Source organism: Anaerophaga thermohalophila str. Valhall (genome assembly GCF_000250735.1).
In the GTDB taxonomy this organism is placed as follows: Bacteria; Bacteroidota; Bacteroidia; order Bacteroidales; family Marinilabiliaceae; genus Anaerophaga; species Anaerophaga thermohalophila_A.
Window position 1 is genome coordinate 1 of record NZ_AHZV01000224.1, and the last position, 17,454, is coordinate 17,454.

Consider the following 17,454-nt stretch of genomic DNA (forward strand, 5'->3'; position numbering starts at 1 on the left):
GCCCACTCCGGCAATGTTCAGCTTGTCGCTCGGGGCTCTTCGACCTAATGCGCCGCCCATGGCTACATTCGGTATCACTGTCATGCCGGCTGCAAGGGCAGCACTTTTTTGAAGAAATTCTCTCCTGTGAATATTTTTTTTGTCCATAAGTTATATAACAGTAGTTTGTAAACTATTGCAGATCAATTGCAAGTGATTAAGTAACTTGAAACACCTTAAATCAGGTATCTTCAAACTTTAAGAGATACAAATTTAACCTGGGCTATTCATAAATTATTTATTACGATATTCAACTACCGGTTAAACACAGTCCTCCTCAAGTAATTTTACTTGAAAATAATTCATTATTTCTTTCATAAATTTTCTTTGCAGTGCCCTTATTTATTGGTATTTAAATATCTCATGATAAAAAAATATGAATTGCCCAGGTTAATAAAATTATTACTCAAGAATTCACACACCTTTTGATCAATAACCAGGGTTCTGTGTCAGATTCTCATTTACATCAATAGCAGATGTAGGAAGAGCAAAAAGTGTTTTGGTCGCATCGGTCACAGGTTTCTCCTGCCAGGCATCTGTAAATTTACCAAAGCGAATCAAATCCTGCCTGCGATAACCTTCCCAATACAACTCGAATCCTCTCTCCTTCAGTATATCGTCCAGAGTAAGTGATTCTAGTAATGGTAGTTCTTCTCCTTCAGTACTCCGGCGAGACCTAATGTAATTAATATCGGTAAGCGCAGCATCCCCATCTCCACTCCGCAAAAACGCTTCAGCTCTGGCCAGATAAATATCCGATATTCTCATTAAGGGAACATCGTTCGAAGAAGAGAACTGCCTTTCGGTATCGGGCTTTGGCGCAAATTTAACGACGCGAACACCATAATTTTCAGGAGAATCCTCAAGGTCTATCTCAGGAACAAAAATAAGCGGATCACCACTTCTTGTCTCCAAAGGTTCACCGTCAGGGCCATACTGCTGACCAACCAGAAATCCCTGATTAAAACCTGTTTCATCCATTATCCGATCGTCATAAAAGCGAACATCATTTTCCTGATCCCAGGTATTGAAGAAAGTAGAAGTTGTTGAGCCGCCATTCCAAAGACTTGTATAGTTACCAAATGTCTGGCTGTAATGCAAAGTGAAATTCACCCAAACACTACCGCCACCCATATCATACTCGTCACTCATTGGAACAGTAAAGATAAATTCGGGATGATCGCCTGTCACATCATGCTGGAACATTGACCAATAATCATCAGTCACTTCATATTCTCCGGAATTAATAACAGCATTGCAATATGTGATGGCGTCGTCCCATTTTTCTTCTCCACCATATACCTCATAATTCAGATAAAGTTTAGCAAGCAAAGCATTGGCTGCTCCCTGGGTTACCCTTTCAGTTCCTACTTCGGAACGTGTTTTAAGGTTTGGCAGAACTGCCTTCACTTCTTCAATAATAAAATCAACCGCTTCTTTTCCTTCCAAAACTTCTGGAGTAATTGAAAAATCAAGCTCGTCGGCAGGCCTGTATGGAACTTTTCCCCAAAGGTCAAGAATCACATACATGTAGTAAGCCCTTAGAAAACGAGCTTCATTGATATACTGTTCAGTGGTTTCGTTTTGAGGAAACTGTCCAATGTAATAAATAGCAGTATTGGAACGGGAAAGACCGGTGCTCATAGCATCCCATACATTCTTTAACCGGATATGATCCGGGCTCCAGGTATGAATATGTAACTGTTGCCAGGCCCCGTTATCGAACCAGTCGGTACCTCGTGTAGGGAAAATGGTTTCATCTGTAGTGATCTGCTGCAATCCCCAGTAGTCGTACCATTCGATCAGACGACGCAAACTACCGTAGGGAGGATTGATAAGAGACTGAACATTATTTGGATTTTTGATCAAATCGCCTCCAAGCTGTTCATCAATCACATTTTCTTCTAAATCGGTACAACTCAACAGTGAAAAGACCAGAAGCAGTACCGAAAACGGAAATATAATACTATTTGATTTCATTAGTATAAAATTTAATTATTAAAGCCTAATGGAACTCACGATGAATCGAATATCGGCGATAGCCAATTTTTTCATGCCCATTTTGAGAATTTGGCACTCCAAAATTCATGTTCGTTTCATTAGTATATAATTTAATTTTTTAAGTTATTGATTTGATGCATGCCTGCTCTAAAGCAGGGCCTACTTTAAAACTGCAGGTTAACACCAAAAGTAAAGGTTCTTGGCATAGGATATGATGTATAATCAATCCCCATTGAAGGAACACCGTTATCACTGGCATCCACGCTTACTTCCGGATCGAAACCGGAATAGTCGGTAAAAAGTGCCAGGTTATTTCCTGTAACATAAATTCGGGCTTTGCTTAACCAATCAATTGCCTGGGTATTGAAAGTATAACCAATGGTCAAATTCGAGAAGCGTAAGAAAGAACCATCCTCCACAAAGCGCGAAGAAAAAGCATTGGAGTTTGCCGGTGATTCGTCCGATCTGTAAACAGACTCCGTTACATTTGACCCCCTTTCAAGCGTCCCTTTTACAAATATGGCATTAGCTGTGTTATTATAGACTTTATTGCCTTCAGACCCGTACCAGAACATGCTCAGATCGAATCCTTTGTATGTAAAAGAAGTGTTGAAACTATATGTAAAATCAGGCAATGCCGATCCAAGCGGTTCTAAAACATCATTCCCATTCTGATCCTGTTTATACTGACTGATGCCGTTTTCATCAAACCCCTGAAATACGCGTCCGTAGAAAGTTCCAATAGGTTCACCGTTGGTAATGATCTGCACCCTGGTACCACTAAGCCCCTGCCCGGAGGCATTTCCGGTTTCAATCAATTTAACCGGCAGGTCCCTGACTTCGTTATTTACTTTAGAGTAATTCACTCCCAGATTCCATGATAAATCTGAATTACGAATCAATGTCCCATCCAGGCCCACCTCGAAACCATTATTCAATATTTCCATATCCGGCACATTTTGCCACTGGGTTTGTGTTGCAGCAGGTGCCTTCGAAGGTATCTCAAGCAATACGTCCTTCGTTCGTTTATTGAAAACATCAAGGGTTCCAATCAGACGGTTGTTCCAGAAACCAAAATCAAGTCCGAAATTAGCCTGATAGGTGGTTTCCCACTGAATATCAGGATTGGGGGTTCTGAGAAAAGTTATTCCGGGTGTCAGCTCTCCATTAAAAAAGCCGTTTGCTGAAGGAGTTGTTCCGACAGACAGCAAAGATATTTTATCAGGTATCTCCTGGTTTCCTGTTGCTCCCCATCCTAACCTGAGTTTTAAATTACTGATGGCGTCAACATTTTCAAGGAAAGGCTCCTCCGAAACACGCCAGGCCAAAGCTACTGAAGGGAAAAACCCGTATTTTTTATTCTTCCCAAACTTTGATGAACCATCGGTTCGGGCAGTCAAAGTCATCAGGTATTTCTGATCGAAAGAATAATTAATCCTTCCAAAAAAGGATTGTAATTCTCTTTCGTATGCATAAGAGTCAGCTTCAGCAGATGATGAGTTTCCATACCCCAGGTTATTCGTGTAAAGAATATCCTCAACATCAAATCCAAACACCCGGATACTGGTACCAGATACTTTGAAATATTGGTAGGCATGACCAGCCAGAGCATTAATACGGTGACGATTGATTTGAGTATCGTAAGTGACAAAATTCTCTATGAGCCGGTTATTTGCAATAATTGAATTTACATTTGCTTCACCTTTATTGGTCAAATAAATAAGCTCATGTCCCTGGTTAACTTTTCTTTCAGCAACCGAACGATCAAGCCCGACATTAATCTTGTACTTAAAATCCCTGATAAGTTCGAGCTCAGCAGACATATTTGCCAGTATCCGGTTTGTACGGGTAACATCATTGGTGAGGTTCATCATTGCAACGGGATTTCGTTGATCGATAGAATGCTGATAATAACTTCCGTCTTCTTCATAAACGGGGAAAGTCGGATTCAGTTTGAGAGCAGTAAGAATAAGGTCTCCTTCAAAGCCCCCTGTCTCACCAATTGGTGCGCGGGTATCTTCTATATGAGAAGCAATCAAAGTCCCCTGAAGATTAAGCCGCCCGTCGAATGAGGACTGATTAACCTTTATATTCCCGTTGATCTTTTCCATGCCGGTAGTACCGACAATTCCTTCCTGATCCAGATAACCAATGGAAGCCCTGTACATCAAATTATCTGTCCCACCCCCATAGGAAAGATTATGACTTTGAGTAGTAGCGGTTCGGAAAACTTCTTCCTGCCAGTCGGTGCTTGCACCAAGATCAAGAAGTTTGGTGCCGTCTTCCTTGGTATACTGTCTGAATTGTTCAGCAGACAAGACATCGAGTTTTTCCCTGATTTGGGATACCCCGTAATATCCATCATAGGTGATTGTTCCTTCACCTTTGGCACCTTTTTTTGTGGTAATAAGAATAACTCCGTTAGCCCCACGTGCCCCGTAAATTGCAGTGGAAGATGCATCCTTCAGGATATCAATCGATTCAATATCTTCGGGATTAAGAAAACTAATAGGGTTTTTGTTAGAAGATTGATTAATGCCAGCCGGTGTGGCTCCATCAGGAGTAAGATCGGCATTATCCAGGGGCACACCATCTACAACATAAAGAGGATCCTGACCAGACCGTATTGAATTGGAACCTCTCACCCGAACCGACATACCGGCACCTGGCTCCCCGTTATTTTGCATAATATTAACACCGGGAACCCGCCCCTGCATCATCTCGATGGGCGAAGTTGCAACACTTTTATTCATCTTATCTTCTGTCAACCTGCTGGTGGCGCCTGTCAGGTCAGATTTTCTCATCACACCATAACCAATTGCCACCACTTCTTCCAGTCCAATGGTTGCCTCCTCCATTGTAACATTAATCGTAGTACGTCCGTTTACTTCAATTTTCTGCTCCTTCATTCCAACAAAAGAAAACTGAAGCGTAGCTCCTTCCGGAACATTCTCCAGGACATACAAACCATCAATATTGGTAATAGTCCCGTTCATAGTACCGGCAACGACAACAGACACTCCCGGAACAGGGTCGCCATTTTTGTCAGTTACCGTACCTCTCACAGTAATTTCCTCCTGCTGTGACAAATCACTGTCAAGGTATTGCGGAACAATAACAATACTCTGGTCAATCACCTTATAGGTGACATTCTCACCAGCCAATACAGTGGCCAGAACATCATTTACATCGCTTTCATTTACTGAAACCGATACAACCTTCTGATCGTCGAGAACGTCCTTCTTGTAGAACAAAGAATAATGTGTTTGGGCCTCAATTTCGTCGAAAACCTTCGACAATTCGGCATTTTCAAGATGGATCGTGACTTTTTCTACCTGGGAGAAAGAGTTGTTGGCGGTAGAAACAAAAAGAACAGAGAACAAAAACAAAGCCGATATTTTCATGGCCAACAAAATTTTAGGTGGCCGGTTTTTTAAAATCAAACCACCTGCATGTGCATTTTTTTTCATAAATTTGGTACGTTTAATAGTTAGTAAATTGCCCTTCGTTAAGGGCTTTTTCTCAATTTTCAGGAACCGGTGGGGGCCGGTTCCTGATTTATTTTTTCAACATTATCCTGTTTCCCGTAATTTCATACTGAAGCCCGGTTGAAAACTTCAACTTCTCAAGCGTCTTCAAGATTGAATTTTTAAGACTAATGGACCCTCTGTATCGGAATCCCATAAGCTCGGGTGACTCAAAAACAAACTCCACATCATATATTTTTTCCAGCTGACGGGTAATATTTAACAGCTGTTCATCTTTAAAAACCAGCTGGCCTGAATGCCATGAGGTATATAATTCGGTATCAACATATTGACTAACCATTTTATCTTTTTCAATGATTGCCTGCATCCCGGGAGTCAGCTCAACCTCCTCATCGTTACGCTTGATCGCAAGACGACCGGTTCTGAGTGTCACCATAACCGGTTTATCCTCCTGGTAAGCATCAATATTAAATGAGGTACCCAGCGCCCTTACTTTTATGTCATTCACATTTACAACAAACGGAAGCTTCCTCAACTTTGCAACATCGAAGAAGCCTTCACCTTTTAACTTCAAATTCCGGTTATCAACCCCGTATTTGGAAGAATAAACAATAGTACTGGCACCGTTTAGCCATACTTTTGAACCATCTGGCAAAGTCACTTCGGATGATTGCCCCCTAACAGATGAAACAGTATAATAAACTTCTTTCTGAAAAATGCCTGTTCTGCCCGCATACCAAACACCTACCGAAGCCATCAGAATAACAATTACGGCAGCAGCTATTCGCGTCCAGCTGTAAAATCGATGTAAAAGTGAATATTTGACACGATTTTCTTCAGATTCTTTAAGATTAATGGTATGATGAATTCTGTTCAAAACCCCGCCAAAATCAACATCTGGTTCCGATTTATCATCTTCCAGTCGATACCAGTATTTATTAAGAAAATGAAGTAGTTCCACCGGAGGAACCTTTGCGCTCAACCTTTCAACAACTTTCTTCCGTTCCTCAGCGCTGCACTGATCTTTTATGTATTTTTCGTAAATATTGCTCATTCAATAGCTCATTAGATTTTTAAATGATATAGTAATTCGTGCTTGTCCATAAACTCGCAAAAATTTTCACAATATGTGTTTCTGTTCAAAAAGTGTCATTTACAAGGCTTGCGAAGTCCGAAAATACGGAGTTTACTCATCGTAAATGAGTAATTTTCGGACGAGCGTAACACAGTAAATGGCACTTTATGGACAGACGCTAATTCAGTCAGTAGTTTTTAGTCAGTAAATTCCTTGCAATGCGCATTTCGTCATTTTTTGGATAAATTCCTATTGTCTTTTGTAATAAGTATAACGCATAACCGGAAGATTACCCCGGAAAAAATTTTTAGTTTTATTCTAAGCTTCGTTGGGCATACTTCAGATTTGCTGCTTTGTTGCTTTGGCAAAAGAATCCGACACATCAGAAAATAATTCCTGCAATACGTCAACAAAAACACCTTTTCTTTGTATTATTTTGTATAATTTTGTGAAAAATCCCAGCTAATGCCAACAATCCAGGATAGAAAAATCCTATCGGGTCTGAAGGATGGTGACAAAGCCATCATAGATTATCTGTATACACAATATCACAGGCGCATTTATGCCTTTGCTTTTTCATTATTAAAGGTCGAGGAAGATGCTTTGGACATTGTTCATGAAGTATTTATTAAACTCTGGGAAAAAAGAAAGGAATTAGACAATGACAGCCGTATTGAGCCATTGGTTTTTACCATAACACGCAACACAGTTCTTTCCATATTTCGAAGACAGGCCAGTGAGAGAAGGTATAAGAACCACATAATCAATGCCGAACTTACCGGTTTTGATTCAAGTACAGAAAAGATGGTGGATTATTATCTTTTAAAAGAGAAAGTAGATGAGCTGGTTGCAAAATTACCTCCAAAAAGTCGTAGAGTTTATACCTTAAGCAGGGAAAAGGGACTTACAAATAAGGAAATTTCAGCACAATTGAATATTGCAGAAAAAACTGTTGAAGACCATCTCACCCGGGCATTAAAATTTCTTAGGCAAAATATAGAAAAAGCCGGAATTACAGGGCTGTTGTTCTGGCATTTGTTTATAGTGTGATAAAATCATCCTTTCATGCCCGTCCATACGCATATCGAACACATCAAATTCGCATACATCTGTCCGGGATTTCCAAACCCATACTGGGCGACAGGCTTTATGGCAAAGAAGGCCTGATATTAAGAGGGAAAGGTCTGTTTCTTTATGCGACAGAAGTCTCGTTTCCCCATCCAATTTTCGGTGATAATCTCCACCTGAAAATTGATATGCCTCCAAAATTTTTGAAGTTTATGGAAGGAGAAAAACGGCGGTATGAGAGTATGTGCGAAAATCAGATAGAAAAAAACAAAAATTCACCGGTGAAAGTGAGAATTTTCCCGTAAGAGTCATAATTTGGTCGTGAGAGCCAAAAGACACCTTCGGGGTCATCTAATTCCTCTGCCCCATGCTCTCTGTGCCACTCTCTCTGTCCCATGCCTGTTTTCTAATAGCTTCAACAATATCCAGATCAGGCTTAAAGCCGCAATCGAAGATGGGGACACGTGATGCAATATCCAGCACCCGGTCGAGGTGGCGTTCCGTCATTTCTTTGTCATAAAAATGCTGAATGGCATTAGCCATGAAGCGCATGGCAGCCTTAACGCCGGTAAGTCTGTTTATTTGATTACGGGGCGACTGGCTAAGCAGGAATATTTCATTCAACGGCGCCTCTAACGGCTTTTGTGCATAATAAGGCATTGGTGTATTGAAAAAATGCCATTGGTCATCAACTTTATGCAGCCATAGCCGGTCATCGTTAATGACTTCGGCGCCTGATTTTTGCCAGAGTCCGGCCATGGTACTTTTACCGGTTCCCGAGACAGCCGTAAACAAACGACCTGTTCCATTATCGATTGTTCCAGAAGCATGTATGATAATATCATTTTGGTAATGAGCAAGTACAACCATCAAAACAGACCCATACGGCTGAAACAGGGGATCAACAACTACCTCTTTCATTATTGTTTTTGGAACAAGGGATGTATGAATACTTCCTTCATTAAAATTGATCCGGCATAAAACTTCTTCCAGCTGATTGTCTTCAAAAAAATCAATAAAAATTCCGGCATCTTCGCCTTCTTTCATTATTTCCCAACGATACGGGATTTCCGCACCGTCAAAAGACTCTCCTGACAACATTGTCTTCATCCTTCCCTTATCAGTTTTCTTTACAACTGAATAAACACAATCAAATGACAAATTTACAGGCGAAATTGCCACATCATACCGTGATGATCCAAGTGGTTCAAGCTTAATCCCGGAAGACAAAGCCTTAATTTTTAATTCTATGCCGGGTAAGTAAATTTTCATCCCACTTTAACAATCATATTTTTTTCAATGGCATTATTAACAAACAATTGAATATCGCAAGTGAGTGTTTCTTCGTCTATCTCGTAAATATCCAGAAGCTTGCTGATGACATCATCTATGGTGCAAGGTTTTTCAAAAGCCTTAAGAATGTCTGCACCAACTTCATTTAGAGTAAGTACACTCGTCATATCTGCCACGCGGTCGGACAAAGGTACCATCACCATCTCATCACCCATCATGCGGGTCACGAACTTTTCTGTATTAACCTGGTATAAGGCGTTATGATTAATCATAAGATTCCAATTAGTTTGTTACAATTGTTATGATTGTTAGGTTGTTAGGGTTGTTAGGGTCTTACGCCTGATATTTTTGTTTTTTTGGCAAAATTAATGCTCTGTCACCGCTCCGCGGTTTTTGTATTGTCAACAATATATCCGCAATTAATAGCCGCGGAGCGGCGACAGATAATGTATAAATTTGTTTGGTTCTGGCTTTTCCAGGTTAGGGTTTAGATTGTTAGTTTCAATATTTATCATTTTGCCTTTCTACCTTCTCACCATTCTCTCATTCTCTCATTCTCTCATTCCCTCAATCCCCCTCTCATATCACCATCCGGGCAAAAGGAGCCACATCCTGTCCCACGAATTCTTTCTTCCGGTATTTGAACAAGCCGGTTATGGCAATCATAGCTGCATTATCGGTGGTATAGGCAAATTTTGGAATATAAATATTCCAGCCATATTTTTCTTTGCCGTCCCAAAAAGCCTGGCGAAGGCCGGAATTGGCAGAAACACCTCCTGCAAGGGTGATTTCCTTAATACCGGTCTGTTCAGCAGCAGCCACCAGTTTTTCCATTAGAATATCGATAATGGTCTTTTGCAACGAGGCGCAAAGGTCTTTTTTGTTATGTTCGACAAAATCAGGGTCTTTTCTGACATGATCACGCAAAAAATAAAGAAATGATGTTTTCAACCCGCTAAAGCTATAATCAAGATTGGCAACTACGGGCCTGGAAAATTCAAATGCTTCAGGATTTCCTTCCCTGGCCAGTTTATCAATGAGTGGTCCTCCCGGGTATGGCAAGCCCATTACTTTGGCGCATTTGTCAAAAGCTTCGCCGGCCGCATCGTCAATGGTCTGGCCGATTATTTCCATATCGAGAAAATCGCGAACCAGCACAATCTGGCTATTACCTCCCGACACCAAGAGACAAAGAAACGGGAATTCGGGCACAGCATGCTTTTGATCCGGCTCCTGAATAAAATGCGCCAGAACATGCGCCTGTAAATGGTTAACTTCGATCAGCGGGATTTTACGAGCCAGAGCAAACCCTTTGGCAAAGCTGGTACCAACCATTAGCGATCCCATCAATCCAGGTCCCCTGGTGAAAGCTACGGCAGAAATATCGTCCGGCTTTACGCCCGCATCTTTCATGGCTTTGTGAACAACCGGAATAATATTTTGCTGATGAGCACGCGACGCCAACTCCGGCACTACACCACCATATTCTTCATGTACTTTCTGACCGGCAATTACATTCGAGAAAATCACGTCTCCCCTGATCACCGCCGCAGAAGTCTCATCACAGGAAGATTCAATACCTAATATTATCGGATTCATACTTCAATAGATTGTTAGATTTTAGAGGATTCATATAATCATGAAACGAACATAGAAGCATTTATACATATTCTTGTTATGGTAGCCCTTGCCATGCCCGGTTCATCAGTAAAAGTTATCGGCCTGATAGCCTGCCCCGATTTATCGGGAAAAAAACGGAACTCGTTTCATACAGATAAAACGGGTGATAAAGATAACAATTTCAGGAAACTCTAACCAATCATGAGTCTGGCATTAGGATACCGGTAGTTTTTAGATGCCACCCGTCGGCTAAGAATAATTCCCATCGTTAAAGACCCGATACGCCCGATAAACATGGATACAACCAGAATTAATTTGCCGGCAGCGGATAATTCACCGGTAATACCAAGTGACAGACCGACGGTTCCCATAGCCGAAATTTGCTCGAACAAGATTTCATGAAATGTAAAGCCGGGATTGGTAATCAGCAATAAGATGGTAAAAACAAACAAAAAAGTAAGTGCCAAAGAAATAATTGCATAGGTTTTATTGACTGATGCCCACCGGATATTGCGTTTAAAAATTTCAACGTGTTCCTTTCCACGAAGATTTGCCCAGGCTGCCTTTAAAGCTACGGCAAAAGTCGTGGTTTTAATACCCCCTCCTGTTGAACCCGGACTGGCACCGATGAACATAAACAGCATAAAAACAAGTAACGTGGGAAGCGTCAAAGCTGCAGTATCAACAGTATTAAAACCTGCTGTACGGGTAGTGGCCGACTGGAAAAAAGAAGCCACCAGTTTTCCTCCCAATGAATAATCCTTCAGTACATTGTCGTATTCAAGAACAAAGAAAAGCACAGCGCCAGACAATAACATTATACCTGTTATGGTTAAAACCAGACGGGTATTAACCATAAGCCGTTGCCAATGGCTTTGCTTTTTGCGCCTGCGGCTTTCCACCGAAAAAATATCCTGAAGAACGATAAAACCAAGTCCTCCGGCCACAATCAATATCATCACAACCATCTGTGCCAGGTATTGATGCCTGATGGAAGCATCAAAAAGGCCGTCGGTAACCAATGAGAAACCGGCATTGTTGAAAGCCGATACAGAATGAAAAACTGAGAAAAATATGCGATCACTCGTTCCTGTGAAAGGATATTCCCCGCCCCATAGGAAGAACAACAAAACAGCGCCAGTCAACTCAAAAACAAGGCTGTAATAAATCACCTTTCGTAAGATGGTCTTCATGTTTCCGGTCTGGTCGGTATCCAGAAAATCGCGCATCAAACTGATAGAATGAAGACTCCCAGACCTTCGGTAGAAAGAACCAATAAAAGTAGCGATGGTTAGCATATTCAAACCGCCCAACTGAAACAACAACATAATAATAAGTTGTCCTTTAAATGTAAAAAAAGTGGCTGTATCCTGAACGATCAGACCTGTTACGCAACAGGCGCTTGTCGATGTAAACAAAGCATCAGTCCAGGAAAGGGGTTCTACAGTCATTTCGGGCATCTTCAGCAAAACCGTACCAATCACAATTAAGATGAGAAAAGAAAGCGCAAGCATACCAGCCGGACTGATATGATAATCCCCCATATTTATAGTAGCACGGCCGGCTTCGCGTAATACCACAATCCAGAAAAATAACTGAACAAATAAGAAATAACCGTTCTCGGTGAAACCCAATATCTCAAGGAATGTGAGCCAGTATGTTTCACTGAAAACAAAATACAGGATGGTTTCACTTAAAATGAAAAGCATCAGCAATGTTTCCCACACATTTTCTTTGATAAAACGACGTGGATTAAAATCGAAAAATACCCTGAAAAAGAATTTCAACAGAAAGAAATCAAGTATGCGCTGCAAAAAGAAAGTGAGAGATAAGGTGGTAACGGCATCCGGTGAAAAACCGAAAAAATAAACAATAATTCCTAAACCGGAAAGACCGACAAAAACGGATAAGACATTAACAACTTTGAAAAAAATGCCGCGTATATTGAACAACACAACATTTATGCGCTCTCGGGTGTTTCTCAACCAGCCCATCTATTGGTTAATTTCGATGAAACGTTCCACATCTTTGCGTTTGCCAAACAAGACAAGCGAATCATTCTCACGGATGATACTCTCCCCTTTCGGAATACCGTAAATATGTTGTTCCTGCACTTTTTCACCGTCGTGAACAACTTCTATGCTCCGCTTTATAGTAATGAGGTTCAAATCGTAACGCCTGCGCAGGTCGATATCAATAAGCGAGCGCCCAATCACATCGGGCGGGGTGGCAACCTCCATAATACAATACTCATCAGGCAAATCGAGATACGACACAATAGACGGATTAATTAACCTTTCTGCCACATTCATTCCAACCTCATCTTCAGGCGATAATATTTCTTTCACTCCAATCTTCTCGAGAATAATTCGCTGATTTTTCCCCCTTGCCCTGGCCATAATACGTTTAACGCCTATGTCCATCAGAACAGTAGTACAGAGAAGCAACTGCTCAAAATCCTCCCCTATTGCCACAACAACAGCCTCAAAATCAAGGATACCCTGCGACACCAGGGTCTTCTTGTCGGTTGCATCCATTGCAACAGCCATATCAACCTTTTCAGCAATTTCTTCAATAATGGTTTCATTTCGGTCAATGGCCAGGACCTCAGCTCCTTTCCTGGATAAAGTTTTGGCAATAGCCATTCCGAACTGGCCCATTCCTATAACTGCAATCTTCTTTGCCATGTTGATTAAATGTAGAAATATTAATCAATACCACTTCAAACTTTTACAAATGCCTGGTAATTAATTGTTTAAACATCAATGGCGCTAATAACTACGCTCTAATAATAACTTTGCGTCATTGCGTCTTCTGCGTTCAGTATCTTTTTAACTGACTATTGTTAATGCAAAGTACAGAAAAAAGAGAACAGGAACAAACGCTTCTCAAATCAAAAAATCAACACAAAAATCTGTAAAAAGATTACAAATTCATTAACTTTAGGCCTTGAAGATAAAAAACAATCATTATCATGAGTTTTAAGAAAAAACCACGAAGTTGGAGGATTGTCCTGGGTATTTCAATTGTTTTATTTTCACTCTTATTGACACATGTTATTGATCTTCATTATTTTTGGTCAGGACTGTTAATGGCCTTTGGCATCATCCAGTTTACATCAGGTTTTCTGATGACGCACAAAGAACAAACCAAATCCAATATTAAAACCAGAAAATTGTATAACCGGTAGTCAAATGTTTTCTTCATGGAAATAACTTTCGAAAAGGCAACACTTAATGACCTTGTAGCCATTAAAGAGATATACGATTATTACATTACAGAAACTACTGCAACTTTCCATACTCATCCTATCAGTTTCGAAGAGCTGAGGGAAATGATCCCGTTTTACAACAAAAAATATCCTTCATTTCTGATAAAAGCCGATAACAAAACTGCCGGCTTTTGCTTTCTTGCTCCCTTTAAAAAGCGACAGGCCTATAACCGTTCTGCTGAAGCTACAGTTTATCTCAAGCCCGAATTCTGTGGACAGGGTATCGGATATAAAACCGTTAATTTTCTGGAAGAAACAGCGAAAAGAAAAGGATTTAATGTTTTACTGGGGACAATAACGGGCACTCACGAAAGAAGCATCAGACTCTTTGCCAAATGCGGTTTTGAAAAATGTGCCCATTTTAAACAGGTCGGACAAAAATTTGATGAGCTTCTCGACGTTGTTGTTTATCAGAAAATACTGGATTGAATTTCTGAAGGCTGTTTTGGAATAAAATGAGCCCGGTCTAAAAAGCATCTTTGTTGCCAAACTCTGTGTTGTTATAAATTTTTGCATCCTCATTAACAACGAGTTAACTCCAGCGCAAAAATTTAAAACGCCTTGATTTTGACAAAAATATGCTTTTTATACCGCACTCATAAAATAATACCTGAACGCAAAGACGCAATGGTGCAAAAATATAATTATTGGAAAAATATAATTTACCCTCTCAAACAAAATACTTTGCGTTTTTGCTTTTACAGCACTCCGTTAAACTTTCACAAATTACTGGTAACTAGTGCGTGTCTATAAATTCGCAAAAAATTTTTACTATATGTGTGTCTGTTCATAAATTGTCATTTACAAGGCTTGCGAAGTCCGAAAATACGGAGTTTACTCATCGTAAATGAGTAATTTCCGGACGAGCGTAACACAGTAAATGGTACTTTATGGACAGACACTAACTAATTGTTTGTAAAACCAAACAACAAGCAACAATTCTCTCATATTAAAAACTTTGCGTCATTGCTTCTCTGCGTTTAGGCTTTTTTAACTGACTATTGACTTTATGGACAGATACTATTTGATCAAATAATCCTGCAAAAGCTGAGATACAGATTTAGGGTCACCAATAAGAGTCAGCACGTCATGTTCCTGTAGCACTGTATCGCCATGAGGCGGGAAGGTTTCAGAATCACGTTCAATCAGGGCTACCAATACGCCGGCCGGAAATTTGGCATCTTTAAGCTTTTTACCAATTAAATCGGCCTGACGGGTGTTTGGTAAAAGCCGCAAGGTAAAGTAGCGTTCATTATGAAGGAGGTATTCTTTAATCTTACGATGGCTTTTATGATCGAATATTTCCTCAACAAAATCCTCCCTTTCAATTATATCAATAAGTCTTGATAACATGCGTAATTGTTGCCTTGACTCCGATGGCGGATTGACAAGAAAAAAGAAAATCCGTATATAATCTTCTGACGATATGCCGCCTTTGCCTACCGGTTTCCGAATACCGCGGCTCGAAAGAACAATATGCAGCGATGGATGGTCGATACCTTCACTCCTGGCGTAAAGGATGGAAACCTCCGGAATGATCAGGGCCGGTTCGATGGCTGAAGTTGTAAGAAATTCGTTTACCAGTGTTTCACGGCTGACATGCATTTCAGTTGCAAAAGTTTCGGAAATATTATTCACAAGTGTTTCAAAATCCATATCCTTTTCAATGCTGGTTATGCGTGCCCTGATAATGGTTTCATCAAACGGATCGCCTTCGCGCAGACCCTTTTCTTTGAGAATGGTCATAAATTCATTTTCAAGCTCGGCATACTGATATTTCCCAAGGAGAGCAAACCAGTGAAAAATAGCACCTTCTCTTTTCACCTTCTCACGGACATAATAATAATACCACAAAACGGAGGCAATTGTAATAAGAAGTGTGAATAACACAGCCATCCATCCCATATAAACAATCAGCATCACCGAAATAAAAATGCCGGCTATCTGCATCCATGGATAAAAAGGTGACTTATACCCCGGATCGTATGATTCGATATTACTTTTCCGGAATACAATTACAGAAAAGTTAATAAGCATAAAGATGAACAACTGAAATGCACTTGCTATTTTGGCTATTCCCTCTTCCGAAAGCGTTAATATCAATAGCAAAACTATACCGGTAGTCAACAATATTGATAAAAAAGGCGTGCCCGATTTTCCCACCGTTGAAAACTTTGGTGGAAAAAGCTTGTCCCTACCCATTGCAAAAGGATATCGTGATGAAGACAAAAGTCCGGCATTTCCGGTAGAAGCAAAGGCAGCCATAGCAGCACCAACCATCAGGTAGGTTCCGGTTTCGCCTGGCAACCACTTAAACAGCTTTTCTGCCGCTGTTGCAGCCGGGGCCAACTCGCTGGCAAACTTCTCCGGTTCTATCAATGCAACCATAACAAACACCCCGAGAAAATAAACGATACTCGTTACAACAAGTGAAAGCAACATTCCCATGGGAATATTCCGTTCGGGGTCTTTAATCTCTTCAGCAACACTGGCCACCTTTGTCAGACCAAGATATGATACAAACACAAATCCGGCGGTCGTAATAATTCCTTCAATACCGTTGGTAAAAAACGGTTTAAAATGATCATTCACAGAAGGGCCCTCAACTCTTTCGGTAAAAAAAACCATGTATAATCCTTCGAAAATAAATCCGCCTAATACCACCAGTAGAAAAATAATAAAAAAATTCTGCAACCCCGATGTTTTCTTTGCTCCGACAAGATTAAGCCCCATAAAAACCATGGTTGCCGCCACGGCTACTGCCTTAACCGGAACATTCCAGAAAATGGCCGCATAAGCACCAATACCTATGATAGCAAAAGCTGTTTTAAAGACCAGAGAAAGGTATGTCCCCAAACCACCAATGGTTCCAATTAACGGCCCAAGGCTTCTGTCAAGGAAATAGTATGCTCCCCCTGCCCTCGGTAAAGCTGTGGCTATCTCGGCAATACTAAACATGGCAGGAAGAATAAACAAACCGGAAACCAGGTAGGCCAGGAAGACCGACGGCCCGGTATATTGCGATGCAAGCCCGGGCAAAAGAAAAAAACCGGAACTAAACATAGCACCGGTACTGATGGCAAATACATCAAACAATCCGAGATCCTTCTTTAACTTCGATTTTTCCATTCACTAAAATTAGAGAAATTTTTTCACTTAACCATTAACTCAATAGCCAGTTTAAAAAAGCCTAAACGCAGAGACGCAATGACGCAAAGTGGTTATATTATAAGAGCGTTTTGGCTTGTTCCTTTAATTGCGCAAACAGTTTATTATCATATATTTGTAAAAGTTTAACGGAGTATTATTAACTAAGTAGTGCCTGTCTCAATAGATCGTTAGATTTTTAGATATAATATAATTCGTACAACCTTGATATACTGTATTTTAACAAGCAAACCTTTTTGGACACAAACAATTAATTTGCAACGTTTTGCAAAAATTTAACGGAGTATTATGTCTATAAAGTAGAAAAAATTTCCTACTTAATTATGTGTTCGTTCAGAAAGTGTCATTTACAAGGCTTGCGAAGTCCGAAAATACGGAGTTTACTCATCGTAAATGAGTAATTTTCGGACGAGCGTAACACAGCAAATGGC

At 40.5% G+C, this 17,454-nt stretch carries 15 protein-coding genes; 5 read left to right on the forward strand and 10 right to left on the reverse strand.

Translation table 11 applies throughout. The features are described from left to right. The 4 genes from OQ5_RS23075 to OQ5_RS0112165 form a co-directional block, all read right to left on the reverse strand. The coding region (locus tag OQ5_RS23075) for a twin-arginine translocation signal domain-containing protein (RefSeq protein ID WP_141638882.1) at nucleotides 1–147 on the reverse strand (147 nt) is incomplete at its 3' end. Nucleotides 148–468: 321 nt separating this feature from the next. Next, nucleotides 469–2,019 (reverse strand): RagB/SusD family nutrient uptake outer membrane protein, encoded by a 1,551-nt coding sequence (locus tag OQ5_RS0112155; protein ID WP_016777751.1) that lies wholly within the window; start codon nucleotides 2,017–2,019, stop codon nucleotides 469–471. Nucleotides 2,020–2,204: 185 nt separating this feature from the next. After that, a complete protein-coding gene (locus OQ5_RS0112160) occupies nucleotides 2,205–5,510 on the reverse strand; it encodes a TonB-dependent receptor (protein WP_016777752.1) in 3,306 nt (1,101 codons plus the stop codon). Nucleotides 5,511–5,598: 88 nt separating this feature from the next. Beyond that, the gene (locus tag OQ5_RS0112165; protein WP_016777753.1) at nucleotides 5,599–6,582 is read right to left on the reverse strand and encodes a FecR family protein; all 984 of its coding nucleotides are present in this window, start codon (nucleotides 6,580–6,582) and stop codon (nucleotides 5,599–5,601) included. A 486-nt stretch (nucleotides 6,583–7,068) separates the two neighbouring features. On the opposite strand from OQ5_RS0112165, the gene OQ5_RS0112170 reads away from it, so the two are divergent. Then, complete coding sequence (locus OQ5_RS0112170; protein ID WP_016777754.1) at nucleotides 7,069–7,653, forward strand: RNA polymerase sigma-70 factor; 585 nt, start codon at nucleotides 7,069–7,071, stop codon at nucleotides 7,651–7,653. Then, nucleotides 7,650–7,976: a hypothetical protein gene (locus OQ5_RS0112175; RefSeq protein ID WP_016777755.1), complete on the forward strand. Its 327-nt coding sequence runs from the start codon at nucleotides 7,650–7,652 to the stop codon at nucleotides 7,974–7,976. Before OQ5_RS0112170 ends, OQ5_RS0112175 begins: the two co-directional genes overlap by 4 nt. 46 nt (nucleotides 7,977–8,022) lie before the next feature. On the opposite strand, the gene OQ5_RS0112180 is transcribed toward OQ5_RS0112175, so the two are convergent. The 3 genes from OQ5_RS0112180 to tsaD all read right to left on the reverse strand — a co-directional run bounded on the left by OQ5_RS0112180 (nucleotide 8,023) and on the right by tsaD (nucleotide 10,563). After that, a complete protein-coding gene (locus tag OQ5_RS0112180) occupies nucleotides 8,023–8,943 on the reverse strand; it encodes a hypothetical protein (protein WP_016777756.1) in 921 nt (306 codons plus the stop codon). Beyond that, nucleotides 8,940–9,236 carry a PqqD family protein gene (locus tag OQ5_RS0112185; RefSeq protein WP_016777757.1) on the reverse strand — a complete coding sequence of 99 codons (297 nt, stop codon included), beginning with the start codon at nucleotides 9,234–9,236 and terminating at the stop codon, nucleotides 8,940–8,942. The genes OQ5_RS0112180 and OQ5_RS0112185 overlap by 4 nt, the downstream gene beginning before the upstream one ends. Nucleotides 9,237–9,543: 307 nt before the next feature. After that, nucleotides 9,544–10,563, reverse strand: coding sequence for a tRNA (adenosine(37)-N6)-threonylcarbamoyltransferase complex transferase subunit TsaD (tsaD, locus tag OQ5_RS0112190; protein WP_016777758.1), 1,020 nt, complete (start codon nucleotides 10,561–10,563; stop codon nucleotides 9,544–9,546). Nucleotides 10,564–10,641: 78 nt separating this feature from the next. Here tsaD and OQ5_RS23540 point away from each other — a divergent pair, with 78 nt between their 5' ends. Next, nucleotides 10,642–10,779, forward strand: coding sequence for a hypothetical protein (locus tag OQ5_RS23540; protein WP_016777759.1), 138 nt, complete (start codon nucleotides 10,642–10,644; stop codon nucleotides 10,777–10,779). On the opposite strand, the gene OQ5_RS0112200 is transcribed toward OQ5_RS23540, so the two are convergent. Together OQ5_RS0112200 and OQ5_RS0112205 are read right to left on the reverse strand one after the other, a co-directional pair. Then, nucleotides 10,776–12,578, reverse strand: coding sequence for a TrkH family potassium uptake protein (locus OQ5_RS0112200; RefSeq protein WP_016777760.1), 1,803 nt, complete (start codon nucleotides 12,576–12,578; stop codon nucleotides 10,776–10,778). The genes OQ5_RS23540 and OQ5_RS0112200 overlap by 4 nt on opposite strands. Then, complete coding sequence (locus tag OQ5_RS0112205) at nucleotides 12,579–13,271, reverse strand: potassium channel family protein (protein WP_016777761.1); 693 nt, start codon at nucleotides 13,269–13,271, stop codon at nucleotides 12,579–12,581. A gap of 287 nt (nucleotides 13,272–13,558) precedes the next feature. Between OQ5_RS0112205 and OQ5_RS0112210 the strand changes: the two genes are divergently transcribed. Both OQ5_RS0112210 and OQ5_RS0112215 read left to right on the forward strand, forming a co-directional pair. Continuing rightward, complete coding sequence (locus OQ5_RS0112210) at nucleotides 13,559–13,774, forward strand: hypothetical protein (RefSeq protein ID WP_016777762.1); 216 nt, start codon at nucleotides 13,559–13,561, stop codon at nucleotides 13,772–13,774. A 15-nt stretch (nucleotides 13,775–13,789) separates the two neighbouring features. Further along, entirely contained in the window at nucleotides 13,790–14,284 is a 495-nt protein-coding gene (locus OQ5_RS0112215; RefSeq protein ID WP_016777763.1) for a GNAT family N-acetyltransferase, read from the forward strand. Between the two features lie 591 nt (nucleotides 14,285–14,875). Here OQ5_RS0112215 and OQ5_RS0112220 read toward each other — a convergent pair. After that, nucleotides 14,876–16,984: an amino acid permease gene (locus OQ5_RS0112220; protein WP_016777764.1), complete on the reverse strand. Its 2,109-nt coding sequence runs from the start codon at nucleotides 16,982–16,984 to the stop codon at nucleotides 14,876–14,878. Nucleotides 16,985–17,454: the final 470 nt, after the last annotated feature.

Coding starts and splice junctions, on each gene's coding strand:
- OQ5_RS0112210 (WP_016777762.1), top strand. CDS start 13,559: ATGAGTTTTAAGAAAAAACCACGAAGTTGGAGGATTGTCCTGGGTATT.
- OQ5_RS0112185 (WP_016777757.1), bottom strand. CDS start 9,236: ATGATTAATCATAACGCCTTATACCAGGTTAATACAGAAAAGTTCGTG.
- OQ5_RS0112160 (WP_016777752.1), bottom strand. CDS start 5,510: ATGAAAAAAAATGCACATGCAGGTGGTTTGATTTTAAAAAACCGGCCA.
- OQ5_RS23540 (WP_016777759.1), top strand. CDS start 10,642: ATGGTAGCCCTTGCCATGCCCGGTTCATCAGTAAAAGTTATCGGCCTG.
- OQ5_RS0112205 (WP_016777761.1), bottom strand. CDS start 13,271: ATGGCAAAGAAGATTGCAGTTATAGGAATGGGCCAGTTCGGAATGGCT.
- OQ5_RS0112165 (WP_016777753.1), bottom strand. CDS start 6,582: ATGAGCAATATTTACGAAAAATACATAAAAGATCAGTGCAGCGCTGAG.
- OQ5_RS0112220 (WP_016777764.1), bottom strand. CDS start 16,984: ATGGAAAAATCGAAGTTAAAGAAGGATCTCGGATTGTTTGATGTATTT.
- OQ5_RS0112180 (WP_016777756.1), bottom strand. CDS start 8,943: ATGAAAATTTACTTACCCGGCATAGAATTAAAAATTAAGGCTTTGTCT.
- OQ5_RS0112215 (WP_016777763.1), top strand. CDS start 13,790: ATGGAAATAACTTTCGAAAAGGCAACACTTAATGACCTTGTAGCCATT.
- OQ5_RS0112200 (WP_016777760.1), bottom strand. CDS start 12,578: ATGGGCTGGTTGAGAAACACCCGAGAGCGCATAAATGTTGTGTTGTTC.
- tsaD (WP_016777758.1), bottom strand. CDS start 10,563: ATGAATCCGATAATATTAGGTATTGAATCTTCCTGTGATGAGACTTCT.
- OQ5_RS0112170 (WP_016777754.1), top strand. CDS start 7,069: ATGCCAACAATCCAGGATAGAAAAATCCTATCGGGTCTGAAGGATGGT.
- OQ5_RS0112155 (WP_016777751.1), bottom strand. CDS start 2,019: ATGAAATCAAATAGTATTATATTTCCGTTTTCGGTACTGCTTCTGGTC.